The 15649-nt window shown below is 49.3% G+C and carries 14 protein-coding genes and 3 pseudogenes; 12 read left to right on the top strand and 5 right to left on the bottom strand.

Annotation, left to right across the window (positions count from 1 at the left end; translation table 11 throughout):
- A complete protein-coding gene (locus CWM53_RS05225) occupies positions 1–1764 on the top strand; it encodes a HesA/MoeB/ThiF family protein (protein ID WP_100730255.1) in 1764 nt (587 codons plus the stop codon).
- A complete protein-coding gene (locus CWM53_RS05220; protein WP_048264961.1) occupies positions 1761–2258 on the top strand; it encodes a Mov34/MPN/PAD-1 family protein in 498 nt (165 codons plus the stop codon). The genes CWM53_RS05225 and CWM53_RS05220 overlap by 4 nt, the downstream gene beginning before the upstream one ends.
- Before the next feature lie 13 nt (positions 2259–2271).
- Here CWM53_RS05220 and CWM53_RS05215 read toward each other — a convergent pair whose 3' ends face one another.
- Complete coding sequence (locus tag CWM53_RS05215) at positions 2272–2814, bottom strand: 3'-5' exonuclease (RefSeq protein WP_000994210.1); 543 nt, start codon at positions 2812–2814, stop codon at positions 2272–2274.
- A gap of 208 nt (positions 2815–3022) precedes the next feature.
- Entirely contained in the window at positions 3023–4018 is a 996-nt protein-coding gene (locus CWM53_RS05210; RefSeq protein ID WP_100730209.1) for an IS110 family transposase, read from the bottom strand.
- A 677-nt stretch (positions 4019–4695) separates the two neighbouring features.
- Between CWM53_RS05210 and CWM53_RS05200 the strand changes: the two genes are divergently transcribed.
- A complete protein-coding gene (locus CWM53_RS05200; RefSeq protein ID WP_060657159.1) occupies positions 4696–5061 on the top strand; it encodes a DUF596 domain-containing protein in 366 nt (121 codons plus the stop codon).
- A 132-nt stretch (positions 5062–5193) separates the two neighbouring features.
- Positions 5194–5517 (top strand): TonB family protein, encoded by a 324-nt coding sequence (locus tag CWM53_RS05195; RefSeq protein ID WP_100730211.1) that lies wholly within the window; start codon positions 5194–5196, stop codon positions 5515–5517.
- A 445-nt stretch (positions 5518–5962) separates the two neighbouring features.
- On the opposite strand, the gene CWM53_RS05190 is transcribed toward CWM53_RS05195, so the two are convergent.
- Positions 5963–6244 carry a hypothetical protein gene (locus CWM53_RS05190; protein WP_206053096.1) on the bottom strand — a complete coding sequence of 94 codons (282 nt, stop codon included), beginning with the start codon at positions 6242–6244 and terminating at the stop codon, positions 5963–5965.
- A 27-nt stretch (positions 6245–6271) separates the two neighbouring features.
- Here CWM53_RS05190 and CWM53_RS32295 point away from each other — a divergent pair.
- From CWM53_RS32295 to CWM53_RS05150, 8 genes and pseudogenes are all read left to right on the top strand, one after another.
- Positions 6272–6409 (top strand): annotated as a pseudogene (locus tag CWM53_RS32295) (hypothetical protein); the annotation flags it as partial.
- 847 nt (positions 6410–7256) lie between these two features.
- Positions 7257–7808 carry a type 1 fimbrial major subunit FimA gene (fimA, locus tag CWM53_RS05180; protein WP_100730213.1) on the top strand — a complete coding sequence of 184 codons (552 nt, stop codon included), beginning with the start codon at positions 7257–7259 and terminating at the stop codon, positions 7806–7808.
- A 72-nt stretch (positions 7809–7880) separates the two neighbouring features.
- Positions 7881–8420 (top strand): fimbrial protein, encoded by a 540-nt coding sequence (locus tag CWM53_RS05175; RefSeq protein WP_100730256.1) that lies wholly within the window; start codon positions 7881–7883, stop codon positions 8418–8420.
- 74 nt (positions 8421–8494) lie between these two features.
- The gene (locus CWM53_RS05170) at positions 8495–9181 is read left to right on the top strand and encodes a fimbria/pilus periplasmic chaperone (RefSeq protein ID WP_165785025.1); all 687 of its coding nucleotides are present in this window, start codon (positions 8495–8497) and stop codon (positions 9179–9181) included.
- A 79-nt stretch (positions 9182–9260) separates the two neighbouring features.
- Positions 9261–11894: a fimbrial biogenesis usher protein gene (locus CWM53_RS05165; protein ID WP_100730215.1), complete on the top strand. Its 2634-nt coding sequence runs from the start codon at positions 9261–9263 to the stop codon at positions 11892–11894.
- 10 nt (positions 11895–11904) lie between these two features.
- Positions 11905–12435 (top strand): fimbrial protein, encoded by a 531-nt coding sequence (locus CWM53_RS05160; protein WP_100730216.1) that lies wholly within the window; start codon positions 11905–11907, stop codon positions 12433–12435.
- Positions 12436–12447: 12 nt separating this feature from the next.
- Complete coding sequence (locus CWM53_RS05155; RefSeq protein WP_100730217.1) at positions 12448–12951, top strand: fimbrial protein; 504 nt, start codon at positions 12448–12450, stop codon at positions 12949–12951.
- A 17-nt stretch (positions 12952–12968) separates the two neighbouring features.
- Entirely contained in the window at positions 12969–13898 is a 930-nt protein-coding gene (locus tag CWM53_RS05150; RefSeq protein WP_100730218.1) for a fimbrial protein, read from the top strand.
- A gap of 195 nt (positions 13899–14093) precedes the next feature.
- On the opposite strand, the pseudogene CWM53_RS05145 reads toward CWM53_RS05150, so the two are convergent.
- Together CWM53_RS05145 and CWM53_RS05140 are read right to left on the bottom strand one after the other, a co-directional pair.
- Positions 14094–14355: pseudogene (locus tag CWM53_RS05145) on the bottom strand (IS5/IS1182 family transposase); the annotation flags it as partial.
- Between the two features lie 42 nt (positions 14356–14397).
- A pseudogene (locus CWM53_RS05140) lies at positions 14398–15509 on the bottom strand (IS3 family transposase).
- Positions 15510–15649 lie beyond the last annotated feature (140 nt).

Raw genomic sequence — 15649 nt, 5'->3', positions numbered from 1 at the left:
ATGAATGATGAGATGATACAACGCGGCATTTCCGCCCTTAAAGACTGTCTGGGCGCGGATAATGCTTCGACTCTTCTCAGGCCCGCAGAATTGCGGGTCGGTGAGGCGGCCGCCTTTTATTTTCCTTTACCCGCTGATTACACCGGCCTTGAGCGAAGACTACGGATTGGTTTTCCCAACGGTTTCCCGTCTGAATCCCCTAGCCTTCAGGTTGAACCTTCACCGTGGTTAGTCTGGCCCCATGCCATGGCGTCCGGGTTGTGTCTCCATGGATTCAGGGAAAAGCCCGTTACGGGCTCGCCTGAGAAAATTGTTCATGACAGCTTGTCCCGTTTTGCGAGCATTGTGTCTTTTTCTCTGGAAAACGCAGATCCTGCACGGCGTGAGATGGAGTTTCAGAATGAAATTTCCACTTACTGGCTCTGGCAGCTTAAACGATCGGCACGTAACCTGATTCTTCTGGGAGAGCCTGAATCGGGTTCAGTTTTGTATGTTGTAAGCGATCCGAGGTATACCGGACATACTGGTCTCAACCCGGTATGGGTTTCGTCTGACAAGAACGCTATCCGCCGGCATTTCAGACATGCCACTGGCCGTTCGGTTGTGATAAGAAGCCCCCATGAAGCAGGTTTCTTTGTCAAACTGACGTCTTTGCCTGGCATTAAGGTGCCTGAACCTCACGCGTTTCTCGAATGGCTTGCTCCCCATATTTCTGAAGAATCCCTGGCCGCGATGTCTGAATGGTCAGAAAAAAGTAGTGCTTTGCTTTCTCGATGGGTTGTCATGGCATTACCGGGTGGGGACGGGGCGGCAAGATTTACTGTTAACCTGTGCACCAGAAAGAAGGAAACAGACCGTACAAATTTTTACGGCCTGAGATCCTCACGCCGTCAGTCCGGGTTAAAGAAAGAAGGACCTCCGGCCAGTATTCTGTCATCGCGTGTGAACGTTATTGATCGTGGGGCATTTTTTTCACGGGATCGAAGTAACACAGCAAAAACACTTGAGAACTCGCATGTTGTCTTTGTCGGTGTAGGGTCGCTGGGATCTGCTGTGAGTATTCAACTCGCCAAGGCCGGTCTGGGCAGGCTGACCCTTATCGATCCTGACAGACTGGAGTCACCCAATCTGGGGCGGCATATGCTGGGTGCTGAGGATTTAGGCAAATTTAAGTCTCAGGCCATGCGCCATCGTCTGCTTCAGGATCTGCCTGTGCTTGATGTCACCGCGCTGGATACATACATCGAATGGGTTATGAGTCAAAAACCCGATATTTTCGAGGATGTTGATCTGGTTATTATCACGACAGCTGACTGGGAATCAGAGTCTGCCCTCTGGGAAAAGAAAGCCTCCGGAGCGAAATGGGGGCTGATACAGGCCTGGAGTGAGCCGCATACACTTGTCGGGCATGCACTGATCGCACCTGAAGGCCGCTTTGATGCAAGATATCTTTTTAGCGATAGAGGTGACTTCAGGCACCGGTTTACCGACTGGCCGGATGGGGGCGTTGTGCCTCTTCCTGCCTGTGGTGAAAGTTTTATACCGGGAGGCTCGGCGGGAATGAATGGTGTTGCAACAATGGTCACTCAGGCCGCAATACGTTACCTGACGACTGTAGGGGATGTCACTCAATGGCATTCCAGTGTGTATCGCCCTGATGAGGCCGGAGTGTTAGGAGGACGCTATACGGGACCTGTACTTCCTGAAGGAGTTGTCCAGAGTATTTTTGAACGTAACTGGCCGAAACCCGGGCAAAACGCATGAATGAAATAGCATGGCGCTGGGCCTGGCCGGATATGAATGCGGAGCTGCAGGTTGGGCGGCAGGTCTCTGAGATGTTCGGTCACTACCGGCAGTCACAGGGAGAAAATGAGCGAGGCGGGCAGCTGTTTGTCGATCCCGCCCATCCCGGCGGCATTGTACTGTGTCATGCTTCAGCGCCACATCCTGCGGACCGCGCTGGCAGAACGTGGCTCGAACTGAGCAGCGATCGCTGCCGCATTGAAATCGAGAACGCAAACAGGAAGGGATTGCGCTTGGTTGGATACTGGCATACGCATCCGCAGGCAGTTCCTCACATCTCAGGGACTGACATTGCCAGTTTTGCGAGATTCGCGAGGCAAAATGCACATGATCTTCCCCATCCCGTGGCGGTGATTGTCGGCACGTCACCATCGACCGCAGGCATTAAAGCCTGGATATTTCGGGAGGGCAGGTATCAAGAGGCAGTGTATGCAGCATCCTTGTCGCGGCCTTAACGGACCCAATTCATCAAGACCCTTTATTTTGCATCAACGCAAAAAGCTCTGCCTGAAATAATGCATCATCCAGAGCATTATGGCTGGGTCTTCCTTTGGCAGATAAACGCTGTGTCATCATTGATGATTTGGTCTCAGACCACGTACAGCCTGTTGCCCCCATAAAGTAAGCTTTAATATCTAATGCACTGAAGCCAAATGGGTTGTTCCCCGTATATTTATGGAAGTAGTAATTGATGAATGACCAGTCAAAGGGGGCATTCAGTCCCGTAAAGACCGGCTTCTGGCTCGGTTGAAGGTGGGATGTGAGCCAGGTGGATAACTGAAGCATGGCGTCCGCGGGGGCTATGCCGGTGGTAGCCAGTGCCTGAAGGTTAAATCCCGTCACTGCCAGCGCCTCAGGATCAAAGCCAGTACAGTCAGGCTTCAACTCGGCATAAAAACGCACGTCGGGCGCATGCACCAGACAGGCCCCAATGGAAAGCAGACTAAATAATCCCGGGACCGGGCCGGATGTTTCAATATCGACTGAAACGAAAATCTCGCTAGCATTCATAATCACTCCTGCGATTGAGGGCACTGCTATCCGGTTTGTAAAAGAAAACGATACGCTATTACGGGTGGTATGTATCTACCACACCACCCTTTAAGTAATGCCTTCATCAGACTAAAACCATATGCGAACTTCCGCTGTTCGCTCATAGCGGACTGCGCTCACTTATTGCAGTGAGCGTTACCTTGAGTTTAATGCCAGCCTGGTATCGTCAGGATGACAGTACCGGTTTCAGGCCTTCGTCATTAAAAACGGTTCCGGTCTTCAGGACGCCATAACACCAGTGCACCAGTTTCCGCATCAGCGCGCCAATGGCCACCATTTTAGGTTTACCCCGCAGGCACATCTCATCGTAAATATTACGCATTCGCTTATTGTAGATTTTTCCGCACAGGGCGGACATGTAAAGCTTCGCTCTCAACTGAGGGGGGCCGATTTTCGACATCCGCGGTCGGCTCCGGACCGATGTGCCTGAGCGTTTCTCGATCGGCACCACGCCCAGAAAGGCGGCAGCCTGCTCAGCCGATACAAAGTTATGGCTGCGAGGCACGACCAGCATATGCATCCCCAGCTGGGGACCAACCGATTTAATTGAGGTCAGCAGTGTATAATCACGCCTCAGTGCAGGGCTGGCTTTGATATGTGCTTTTATCTGCCGCTCGATATTACTTACCTCCTCGCGCAGAAGCTGCGCCATACGCCTGCAGGAACTGATAATATCTGCAGGTGTGTCTGTCGACAGGTATTTTTCCAGCCTGTTCTCCTCACGCAGGGCATCACCCAGCAGAACATCCCGCCGTCGCAGGAGTGCACCGAGATATCTGATTTCGGGTGCCGGCGGCTCCCAGCGGTGTGGCTTCTTAAGGAATGCGTAACAGGCCAGCATATATGCATCCACCTTATCCGTTTTTGTCATGATTCCCATGCCACGTGCAAACTCCCGACTACGGTGAGGGTTGGCCAGTGAAACCTGGAAACCGGCATCATGTAATTCAGTGGCCAGCCGTTCGTGATAAACACCGGTAGCTTCCATTACCACATGAACATCTTCCGGACTGCAATGTTGAAGCCTGAGCCAGCGAAGAATATTTTCAACTGAATGCCTGTTATTCTGGATGTTACGGGTTTTTATGCGTCCTTTGATACCATCATAAAGCATGCAAAGATCCAGGGTGTTTTTACTTACGTCAATGCCGACTGGAAACATGGTCAAACTCCTCTCACATAAACCGTCACGCCTGTTCGCCTTGTACATACGGAGTCGAGCTCCCGGTAACCGTTCAACCTGATGTGCTGGCGTGAAAGGTGAAGCGGAGGGCCATGTGCTGCAAATCAAGGTTCAGCGGTGCCGACTTTTCTGACCTTAAGGGAAGGGGGCGGCTCACTCTGCTTCAGTGGTGGTAGCTAATCACCACAAACTGTTAGATACAAGGATGGGGGATTATTACGGCTAAAGCCGTAATGCTTTTTTTGTCCTCGCTTCGCTGCGGGGTCTCCGGCGTAAACGCCTCCCATACGCTGACGGCATCTGAAACATGACATTAAGCAATGTGCACTTTATGTTTAATTGTGAAAATTTAATGGACATTAAATTGCATAACATTTCAGAAAACGGAGTTTCGATGTCGTGTTTGTCCTCTGCCAGGTATGGCTTTCTGCTTGCCGGTCTGATATCAACAGGTCTTATCGAGGTGAGAAACGCAAAAGGTGTTGTGTACTACGCTAAGTATGACGGGAAAATTATAAATTTGAGAAATTATTCTACTAGTGCGCAAGAGTCTAAAGCTCGATGGACAATTGACATTATCGGGAATAAAGATATAAATACAGTTTCGAACCTCTCTGACAACAAGTTTGAAATCAAGTTTAGATATGGGGTTATATATGATTACGAATGATGAATATAAAAAAAGGAAGGAATCCCTTGAAGGGGCATCAATGGTTACGATTTGGGAAAATATTCACCCAGCTAGTCTAGCAGGTAAGGTGACGCTGTCATTTGATGAAGAGAAAGAGTTATTTTTCTGGTTTATAGAGCGTTTGATGTATGAGGGTAAAGTAAAGTTTGGAAACAGTGGCGAGTTCTGGACGGGTACAATAAAAGAACAGGTCTCTAAATTTAGAGAAAGTTTCCCAAATTCTCCTGAAGAGATGGAGTGTGGCGCTTTTAATGGGTATTGGTTTTTATCTGATGCTTGTCCTGCAGGGCTTGTCTGGATTCACGAAAACGGCTATCAGGATTGGACTTAGGTAATGATATTTTAACATTCTCCTCGTCATTTAGGACGAGGAGAATGTGTGCGCCCAGCATGGGCGCGAAAGGCATCGAAGAAATGCCGGAAGTAAAACGGCGTCAGCTGAATCTCTCGGAACGCTAGTCTTATGAAATTATTATTACTTCTCGTTTGTACTGCACTTATATCAAATGTGGCATGTGCAGTTGAAAATCTGTCTGATGAAAAGCCAGAACGCATAAGCTGTCCCGAACCTGTGATGCCGACTAAGGCTCAGGCATTAAGAATTGAAGGTACTGTTGATTATGCGGCATATGTTAATGAAAAAGGGGATGTTGATTCGGTAAACACTACGGGTGATGAGATTTTCTTCAGGGAAACTCAGACTGCCTTTAAAAAATGTAAATTTAAGCCGGGTCACCCCGGAGTTGAACGAGGAACAATAAAATTCAGCTTTTTTACGAAAAATTAGTGGCTCTGAGATGTATGTCAATTTTTAGTGATGAAGACGCGAAGAATAAGGGGCCTGATGCTCAGTCGACCGAAATCTCACGTTAGGAGAAAAAATCCGTCTGAAAAATCGATTAACACACACGCATGTGTACTATGTGCCGTTTTTCAATATGATTCTCACTGTCCATAATATTTTGATTTATCAGACAAAATAGTCTTCGCGTGTGAAACCGTTCCATTGAGCGTCGAACCCCTAAAACAGGGGGCCGCAGAGCCGGAAGCCATTTTATGCCGGTTTACCAAAAACAACGTTCATGGTTGGGAAACTGAATCATCGTTTTAAACATTTCCTGACCATGAATATTGTCGTCAGACGCGCAACGATGGCATGAGGTTGTGGCTCCTGTGTTAATAAAATACGAATTTCGATTCTTTTTGACCTTAAACTCATTTTTCAGGCGCACTTATCCTGCGGCCTGTGCCTGAAGCCATCGTTTACGGTCAATGTTATGCAGCCTTTCGGCCACTAATTCCGACGCATGCCTGCCGGCCTGCGCGCTGACAAAACGCAGGCGGTTGCCGCACAGGATGCATTTGTACGGGTCCGTGCGCAGGAACGCCTTCATAAGTGCAGCGAAGCCCGGCTGCTCCGGTTTTTTCCGCTCTTCCATCTCCAGGGCTTCATACACCTTCGGCAGCAGCTCGCCCCGTTTCCGGTTGGATAAAAATCCGTAGTAGCGCACCATCTTAAAGTGCTTCGCCGGGATATGATTTCTCATCTGTCCCCGCTGGGATGGGAACACATCAACCTGAGTGGGGATTACGTCTGGCGAACAAACCTTAAGCTGGGTCAGGGAAAATACCGTTCGTTACGCTCAGTAGATAGCAGCATGTACAAAAAACAGGCTTGACGTAGGATATTTTCCGTTTTCCAGGCGTCCCCTGATCCTTCAACTCACCAAAATTTCAACGCCACCCGAAATCTGATTTATTCAACAAAGCCTAGATTTTGTACAAAAGTCATTTTTTATATGGTTTATTAAAATTTACCTAAACAAAAAATTGATCTAAATCAAAAAAACAATAGCTTTGTTATAATTTAAAATGCATATTTTTAATATGATTTTTAAGAGACACCAAACCTTTTGATTGGTTTTTTTGTTTTTTTTATCTTATTTTATGCTTTTTTTTAGCATATTATTCTGTGATTATTGTTTTTTATGTTTTTTAATTCTTCACATATTGTGATTGGTTATTTTCTTGCATATTAAAGGCTTGTTGTTTAATTTTATTTCCTGAGTTTTTTCTGGGCTGAAAACCGTATCACTAAATACTAACTCATGGGCTAATCTGATAAATGGAGAAAAGACATTTTTTAATTGGTTATAAAATAAATGAGTTTTATTTCTATTCTATAGAAAACAGGACTCTATTTAGACTTAGTGAAAAAATGTCAAAGGTTGTCTTTAGGCGTACGATGGCTAGTTTATTCGAGTATCTTTTGAATAATTCTCAAGGGAGGGTGGTTTGCGATAATGAAATAATGACGAATGTTTGGGAGTTGAATAGTTTAAAATCTTCAAATCAAAGGCTTTGGCAAGTTATGGGGAATTTAAAGCGTACGTTAAAGAGTTTTGGTTTGGAGGAGGATTTAATAATTAGGGCTAATTCCAGCGGATATATTGTAAAATATAATACAGTCTGTGAGTTGTATATTAAAAAAATTTATAGTTAAAATAGTTATATAAGGATTAAAGTATGAAAGTAAATACATTATGTATTGCGGCTATGGCTGCTCTGTCCCTCAACTCCGCAGCGGCACTGGCCGATGATACCATCGTGGTAAATGGCGGTACAGTGCATTTTAAAGGTGAAGTCATCAACGCAGCCTGTGCAGTCGATGCCGGTTCGATAGATCAGACCGTTCAGTTAGGTCAGGTTCGTTCAGCCAAACTTGCTGCTGAAGGCAACACTAGCTCTGTGGTCGGTTTTAATATTCAGTTGAATGACTGCGATACAGATGTTTCCAAAACAGCGAGTGTGGCCTTTACTGGCACTGCAATTAATGAAAAAACCCCGAATGTCCTGGCTCTGCAGAGCTCTGCTGCTGGCAGTGCCACAAATGTTGGTATACAGATTCTTGATAAATCCGGCAAACCGCTGGATATGAACGGCACTGCTTTTAGCAATGCAACCACCCTGAACAATGGTACTAATATCATTCCATTCCAGGCTCGCTACTACGCGACTGGCGCAGCAACCCCAGGTATTGCTAACGCCGACGCGACCTTCAAAGTGCAGTACCAATAATTCACTCATGACGCAAGGACGCAGCCCGGGCCAGGATGGCCCGTTATCAACGACAGGACTGGGATGATAACGATGCAAGGAATGAAATCTGGTCTGCTGTTTTTTTTACTGTCGCCGCTCGCGCTGGCCGGAAATAACTGGAATGTGACGTTACCCGGCGGAAATATGCGCTTTCAGGGCATCATTATTGCCGAATCCTGCCGCGTTGCAGCGGGAGACCTGCAGTTGACGGTCAATATGGGTCAGATCAGCAGTAATCGCTTTCATTCAACAGGGGAAGATGCTAACCCCGCGCCATTTGATATTCACCTTCAGGACTGCAGCACGGCGGTCAGCCGGAATGTTGCTATATCGTTTCATGGCGCGGCCGATGGCAAAAATCCGGACGTGCTCTCGGTTGGTGAAGGGCCGGGTATCGCGACTGGCTTAGGTATTGCGATATTTGATAAAGAAGACCAATTAATTCAGCTAAATAGCCCGCCTGGCTCCTGGCGGCGGCTTTATACCGGACCCACCACGCTGCATTTCGTAGCCAAATATCGGGCGACCGGCAATCAGGTCACTGGGGGAGCAGCAAACGCGCAAGTTTGGTTCTCTCTGACCTATCAGTAATTAACCAGCAAATATGCCGAAAGTAGGAAACAACGGTGAGTACAAAAGGGGTAAACGTGAAAAAGAGACTGGGGATGACGCGAGGAATGCTGGCGGGATTATTGATGATTACCGCAAGCAGTTACTCCGCATGGGTGCAGGCTGGCGTCGCGCTTGGCGCTACGCGTGTTATCTATCCGGCGGGGCAAAAGCAAGTTCAGTTAGGCGTAAGCAATAATGACGATAGCAGCACCTATCTGATTCAGTCGTGGGTGGAGAACGTGGATGGTGGCAAAGATGGTCGCTTTGTGATAACCCCACCGCTGTTTGCCATGCAGGGGAAAAAAGAGAACACCCTGCGCATTATTGACGCAACCAATCAGCAATTGCCCCAGGACCGCGAAAGTCTGTTCTGGATTAACGTCAAGGCCATCCCTTCGATGGACAAATCCAAGCTCAGCAATAACACCCTACAATTGGCGATTATCAGCCGTATCAAGCTCTATTACCGCCCCGCTAAGCTGGCGTTGCCGCCGGATCAGGCGGCGGAAAAGCTGAGCTTTAGCCGCAGCGGTTCATCGCTCACGCTAACGAACCCAACGCCTTACTATCTGACGGTCACTGAACTCAACGCCGGAACCCGGGTATTAGAAAATGCGCTGGTACCGCCGATGGGAAAAACCTCCGTTAAACTGCCATCGGATGCTGGTAGCAACATTACTTATCGCACAATTAATGATTACGGCGCGCTGACTCCGAAAATGAAGGGTGTGCTGCGTTAATACGGCGTTAGTTAGCAGGATGGTCCTGTACATCTAAAAATAATAATTAACAGCCGGATAATTTAAAGCCGGAGGGATTATGTTTTATTTAAATTATGGAATGAGCCATTATAATTCACGGGTTGTCATATATAGTTCTCGTGCTATTTTGGTCATGGCGAAATTCCCCGTGGCGCTTTGTTTTGTCCTGCAGGCAAGCTATGCGCAGGCAGAGCTCTATTTTAATCCACGTTTTTTGGCTGACGATCCCGCCGCGGTGGCTGATCTTTCCGGATTTGAAAATGGGCAAGAAGTGCCGCCCGGCACTTATCGCGTCGATATCTTTCTTAACGATCGTTTTATAACCACCCGCGATGTGACCTTTACTCGCGGCGAAAAAGGCCACGGCCTGAGCCCATGTCTGACCCGGGGCGAGCTGACCAGTATGGGAGTCAACACAGCGAAGGTTAGCGGGATAAACGCCCTCGCCGCTGACGCATGCGTGCCCCTCATCGAACTCATCAATGATGCGTCCACCCGCTTTGATGTTGGCCAGCAGCGCCTAAATCTCACCGTGCCTCAGGCCTTTATGGACAATAACGCGCGCGGCTATATCCCCCCTGAACTCTGGGACGACGGTATCAACGCTGGGCTATTGAACTACAACTTCACCGGCAACAATGTCCACAATGATACCGGCGGCAGCAGTAATTACGCCTATTTGAACCTGCAAAGCGGCCTTAACCTCGGCGCCTGGCGCCTGCGGGATAACACCACCTGGAGCTATAGCAACGGCAGAAGCAGTTCCGGTAACGAGAATAAATGGCAGCACGTTAACACTTGGCTGGAGCGGGGTATTACCTCGCTACGCTCGCGTCTGACCCTCGGCGACAGCTATACCAACAGCGATGTCTTTGATGTCCTTAACTTCCGCGGCGGGCAGTTAGCGAGTGATGATAATATGCTGCCGGACAGCCAGAAGGGATTTGCCCCGGTGATACATGGTATCGCCCGCGGCACCGCACAGGTGTCGATCAAACAAAACGGTTATGAGATTTACCAGAGCACGGTACCTCCGGGCCCGTTCACCATTAACGACCTCTATGCCTCGGGCAGCAGCGGCGATCTGCAGGTTACGATTAAAGAAAACGACGGCACCAGTCAGGTCTTCAGCGTGCCGTGGTCAACGGTGCCGGTGCTGCAGCGCGAAGGCCATACCCGCTACACGCTGACCGCCGGCGAGTACCGCAGCGGTAACGCTCAGCAGGAAGAACCAAAGTTCTTCCAGAGCACTCTCTTACGCGGTTTCCCCGCGGGCTGGACGCTTTATGGCGGCACCCGTCTTGCTGACCGCTACCGCGCCTTTAACTTCGGCATGGGAAAAAACATGGGCGATTTCGGCGCTATGTCGCTGGATATTACCCAAGCCAACGCCACGCTGTGGGACGACAGCGATCATCAGGGGCACTCAATCCGTTTCCTCTATAACAAATCGCTGAGCGATATCGGCACAAATATCCAGCTCGTGGGCTACCGCTACTCCACCAAAGGTTATTACAGCTTTGCCGATACTACCTATAGCCGGATGAGTGGCTACGACGTCGAGACCCAGGACGGCGTTATCCAGGTGAAGCCCAAATTCACCGACTACTACAACCTCGCCTACAGCAAGCGCGGCAAGGTGCAGGTCAGCGTCACCCAGCAGCTGGGACGCACCGCCACGCTCTACCTGAGCGGCAGCCATCAGACCTACTGGTCAACCGGCAAAACAGATCAGCAGCTGCAGACCGGGCTTAACGCAGCAGTTGACGATATAAACTGGACTTTGAGCTATAGCCTGACTAAAAACGCCTGGCAGCAGAGGCACGATCAAATGCTGGCGGTGAACGTTAATATTCCGTTCAGCCACTGGCTGCGCTCAGATAGCAAATCATTATGGCGGCACGCCAGCGCCAGCTACAGTATGTCACACGATCTTAACGGCCGGATGACCAATCTGGCGGGACTGTACGGCACCCTGCTGGAAGATAACAATCTGAGCTATAGCATGCAGACAGGCTACGCCAGCGGCGGCGAAGGCGATAGCGGCGGAAACGGCTATGCGGCGCTGAACTATCGCGGCGGTTATGGCAACGGCAACGTCGGCTACAGCCGTAGCAACGGCTTTAAACAGCTGTACTACGGCGCCAGCGGTGGCGTATTGGCCCACGCCAACGGCGTGACCTTGAGTCAGCCGCTGAATAACACGGGGGTGTTGGTGAAAGCACCGGGCGCAGACAACGTCAAAGTGGAAAATCAGACCGGGGTGAGTACCGACTGGCGAGGCTACGCGGTATTGCCTTACGCCACCGAGTACCGGGAAAACCGGGTGGCACTGGATACCAATACGCTTGCCGATAACGTCGATCTCGACGATGCGGTTGTTAGCGTTGTACCGACCCATGGCGCGATCGTGCGGGCGGACTTCAAAGCTCACGTTGGGGTTAAGCTGCTGATGAACCTCAGTCATAACGGTAAACCTGTACCGTTCGGCGCGGTGGTCACCTCGGGCAGCAATCGGGGCGGTAGCATCGTGGCCGATAACGGCCAGGTCTATCTGAGCGGGATGCCGCTCGCCGGAAGCATACAGGTGAAATGGGGAGAAGGCACGGACGCCAGCTGCGTGGCCAGCTATCGCCTGTCGGAAGAGAGTCAGCGGCAGGCGCTTAGCCAGCTATCGGCAGAGTGTCGTTAAGGAACGCATTATGATAGAAAAACCACTTAATCTACTCGGCGCCTTACTGACGCTGGTCTGCGCTAACGCTTTTGCGGCAGACAGCACGATCACCATCAGCGGATACGTGCGTGACAACGCCTGCGCGGTGGCAACCGGGTCAAAAGAGTTTACCGTCGATCTGATGAATAACGCTGCCAAACAGTTCAGCTCTGTAGGCACCACTACGCCGCTGGTGCCGTTCAGTATTGTGCTGTCGCCCTGCGGAAGTTCGGTTACGGCGGTGAAAGTTGGCTTTAACGGTACCCAGGATAGAGACAATAACGACCTGTTAAAAATCGACGGCGGTACATCAGCAGCGGCAGGCATGGCGGTACAGATCCTCAATAACCAGCTAGTAAAGCTTCCGATCAATGTGCCCTCTTCGTCAATCACCTGGACGACCTTAACGCCGGGGCAAACCAACACCCTTGGTTTTTACGCTCGGCTGATGGCGACCCGCGTTCCGGTGACCGCTGGCCACGTGTACGCCACCGCGACCTTTACTCTTGAATTCCAGTAACCGGAGGCTGAGATGACACAACGATATGCAAGATGGCTTCTGGCGGGGGCGCTGGCGTTAAACCTGACCATGCTACAGGCCGCGGACATCACCATCACGGTAAACGGCAAAGTGGTTGCAAAACCCTGCACAGTCTCCACCACCAATGCCTACGTCGATCTCGGTGATCTCTACACCTTCAACCTGGTTTCAGCGGGTTCAGCTTCAGCGTGGCACAGCACCGCGCTCGATTTAAGTAACTGTCCGGTCGGCACCTCGCGGGTGGTTGCTACTTTTAGCGGCACGGCGGATAGCACTGGCTATTACAAAAACCAGGGCACCGCCGGCAACATCCAGCTCGAACTGCAGGACAACAGCGGGACGACGCTCAACAACGGGGCGAAAACATTGGTTCAAATCGACGATAGCTCACAGTCGGCACATTTTCCGCTCCAGGTTCGGGCACTGTCGGTCAGCGGCGGTGCCACTCAGGGAACTATTCAGGCGGTGATTAGCATCACCTATACTTACTCTTAAGTCATGAGTATATATTAATGAAAATAATAAAAACTTTATTAGTCGGATCAATGTTGATTTTATGGTCAACAAACTCATTGGCTTTTCAGTGCAAAAGCGGCAGTACAATCATCAAAGAGGAAGGAGGAACAGCTACAGTTATTGTAGATTTAAAACCGCAAATGAATCCTAATGAAAATTTGGTTATAGATTTAACCTCTCAAATTAGTTGTAGTAACACCCGAGAACCTGAAAAAGATCCTGATTGGCACGATTTAGTGTCGCTTTATAATGGTTCGATGTACAAGGGAGCATTAGAAAACTTTAAAGGTAGAGTTATATTTAATAATAACCCATATCCTTTTCCCGTAGTCAATGAATCTGGTCAGCTAACGATAAAGCCATCGGGAAAACCACCAACATTTAATACTCCAATGCCTCTTATTCTATATTTAACTCCAACAAGCGCGGCTGGAGGTAAAGTAATAAAAGCTGGGGATTTGTTTGCTGAGCTTGTTTTACATCAGGTAAATACAGTAACAACAGACTCCAGTTTTTATACGTGGAAAATAATTTCAAATAATGATGTGACAATTCCTACAGGTGGGTGTGATGTTTCATCTCGGGATAAAGTTATTGATTTACCAGACTATCCAGGAGAGGCTGCAATACCCTTAACTGTGCATTGTGCGAAACAGCAAAGTATCGGATATTATCTGTCCGGAACTACAGTCGATAGCGATCATTCAATTTTTAGCAATATCGCGTCCACCTCTGCAGCACAAGGAATTGGCGTTCAGATGAAGCGAAACGGCGTCGTAGTTCCGACAGGCAGTAATGTCTCACTGGGCACGGTAGGCTTATCCCCGGTAGATCTTGGACTGACTGCGACCTACGCAAGAACCAAGGGGCAGGTGACTGCGGGTAAAGTCCAATCTATTATAGGTGTAACGTTTGTGTACCAATAACTTAGCCAAGATAAGCAGAAAATATCTATTTTAACTGAGTTACTCATTGTAATATGAAGGGCGGGCAGGTTTTATTCCTAATATTCCTGTCTACGGAGTCTGCTACTGAGACGAGCAAGTATGGCTGCTTCGGGCAGTAATATAAAATTCTGAAGCAGCCATTCAGTGGTAAAACTAAACATTAGGCTGTGTCCCTTAATTGCATAACCTTATGTAAAAAACGGATGCAACCCAGTTTCACCATCGCCAGGTAATACCTCTCCGTTTTGTCGTAACGTATGGCAATGCAGCGGTATTCTTTCAGGCGACCAAAGCACCTCTTTACAACGTTGCGATTGCGGTAGGCTTCACGATCGAGCGGTGAACGACCATCTGCGACCATTTTTTCATTAAATTTGCGCGGCATGACAGCTTGCATCCCATTTATTTTCAGTTCCTTACGTAACGCATACCCGGATTAGGCATCAGTCAATACTGCGTAACTGTAATCACACCCGTTTTAGTTCCACGCACTTTTTGAGATTTCCGGGGTTTCAGCCATGAGTCGGTACTCTTCCGGTGTCAGGTTATTCAGGGATCCGTGGGGGCGCTCGCCGTTATATTCAGCCAGCCAGTGCTCTGTAATTTCCCGTGCTTCATTCAGTGTTCTGAACAGATAAAAATCCAGTATTTCTGTTCTGTATGTCCGGCTGAATCGTTCGATAAAGGCATTCTGCGTTGGCTTGCCGGGCCTGAAAAACTCCAGCATGACACCATGCTCTTCTGCCCATTGTGCCAGCGTCAGCGAGATCAGTTCCGGACCGTTATCCATCCGAATCTTTAGCGGATATCCGCGGTTTGCCACGATCCTGTCCAGCACTCTAACGACCCGCTGCGCCGGGATATTCAGGTCAATTTCGATCGCCAGTGCTTCGCGGTTAAAATCATCCACCACGTTGAAGGTCCGGAAGCGTCTGCCGCACACCAGCGCATCGTGCATAAAATCGATGGACCAGCTATGGTTCATCGCCTCTGGCGTCACCAGCGGAACCGGATTGCGCACTGGCAGGCGCTGTTTTCCCTTACGGCGAAAATTCAGTTTCAGCAGGCAGTAAATCCGGTGAACGCGCTTATGGTTCCAGCTTTTGCCCTGCCTGCGCAGCACCTGAAAAAGCTTTTTAAATCCGTATCGCGGATAGCGTTCAGCCGCCACGGTCAGTGCCATAATGACTGGCTCATCACGTTGCGTATCCGGCTGATAACGAAATACCGTCCTGCTCAGCGACAATATCCTGCATGCCTGACGTAAGCTCATGGCAAACTGCGCGGTCTGATAGCTGACCAGCTCACGCTTTATCGCTGGTTTTAAAGCTTTTTTTCAATAACGTCTTTCAGGGCGCGGCACTCCAGACTCAGGTCCGCAAACATCTGTTTCAACCGGCGGTTTTCATCTTCGGGGCCCTTCATCTTTTTGATATCAGAGGCTTACATACCGCCGAACTTCGCTTTCCAGTTGTAGTACGAGGCCTCAGAAATCCCGGCTTCGCGGCACACATCTTTGACGGTGCGTCCGGCTTCGACGGACTTCAGAACGGCAATGATCTGGTGTTCGGTGAATCGGGCTTTGCGCATGGCGATCTCCTCCTGGAACATAATCTGTATGCAGAAAGATCTCTAAATGTGAATGGTCCGCTTTACCGGGATGCTTACAAGCTGAATCTCTGTTTCCAGTTGGTTATGCACTGGCTGCCCGTTCATTAAGATGAAAATAA

Origin of the sequence: Klebsiella sp. A-Nf5, assembly GCF_002810545.1 — a bacterium.
Classification (GTDB): domain Bacteria; phylum Pseudomonadota; class Gammaproteobacteria; order Enterobacterales; family Enterobacteriaceae; genus Klebsiella; species Klebsiella variicola.
Note: the sequence above shows the minus strand (reverse complement) of the source record. Positions and strands in the feature narration are given on the sequence as shown.

What these genes read in the sequence shown, in the direction of transcription:
- CWM53_RS05225 (WP_100730255.1), top strand. Translation starts at nt 1, where the DNA reads ATGAATGATGAGATGATACAACGCGGCATTTCCGCCCTTAAAGACTGT.
- CWM53_RS05220 (WP_048264961.1), top strand. Translation starts at nt 1,761, where the DNA reads ATGAATGAAATAGCATGGCGCTGGGCCTGGCCGGATATGAATGCGGAG.
- CWM53_RS05215 (WP_000994210.1), bottom strand. Translation starts at nt 2,814, where the DNA reads ATGAATGCTAGCGAGATTTTCGTTTCAGTCGATATTGAAACATCCGGC.
- CWM53_RS05210 (WP_100730209.1), bottom strand. Translation starts at nt 4,018, where the DNA reads ATGTTTCCAGTCGGCATTGACGTAAGTAAAAACACCCTGGATCTTTGC.
- CWM53_RS05200 (WP_060657159.1), top strand. Translation starts at nt 4,696, where the DNA reads ATGATTACGAATGATGAATATAAAAAAAGGAAGGAATCCCTTGAAGGG.
- CWM53_RS05195 (WP_100730211.1), top strand. Translation starts at nt 5,194, where the DNA reads ATGAAATTATTATTACTTCTCGTTTGTACTGCACTTATATCAAATGTG.
- CWM53_RS05190 (WP_206053096.1), bottom strand. Translation starts at nt 6,244, where the DNA reads ATGGTGCGCTACTACGGATTTTTATCCAACCGGAAACGGGGCGAGCTG.
- fimA (WP_100730213.1), top strand. Translation starts at nt 7,257, where the DNA reads ATGAAAGTAAATACATTATGTATTGCGGCTATGGCTGCTCTGTCCCTC.
- CWM53_RS05175 (WP_100730256.1), top strand. Translation starts at nt 7,881, where the DNA reads ATGCAAGGAATGAAATCTGGTCTGCTGTTTTTTTTACTGTCGCCGCTC.
- CWM53_RS05170 (WP_165785025.1), top strand. Translation starts at nt 8,495, where the DNA reads ATGACGCGAGGAATGCTGGCGGGATTATTGATGATTACCGCAAGCAGT.
- CWM53_RS05165 (WP_100730215.1), top strand. Translation starts at nt 9,261, where the DNA reads ATGTTTTATTTAAATTATGGAATGAGCCATTATAATTCACGGGTTGTC.
- CWM53_RS05160 (WP_100730216.1), top strand. Translation starts at nt 11,905, where the DNA reads ATGATAGAAAAACCACTTAATCTACTCGGCGCCTTACTGACGCTGGTC.
- CWM53_RS05155 (WP_100730217.1), top strand. Translation starts at nt 12,448, where the DNA reads ATGACACAACGATATGCAAGATGGCTTCTGGCGGGGGCGCTGGCGTTA.
- CWM53_RS05150 (WP_100730218.1), top strand. Translation starts at nt 12,969, where the DNA reads ATGAAAATAATAAAAACTTTATTAGTCGGATCAATGTTGATTTTATGG.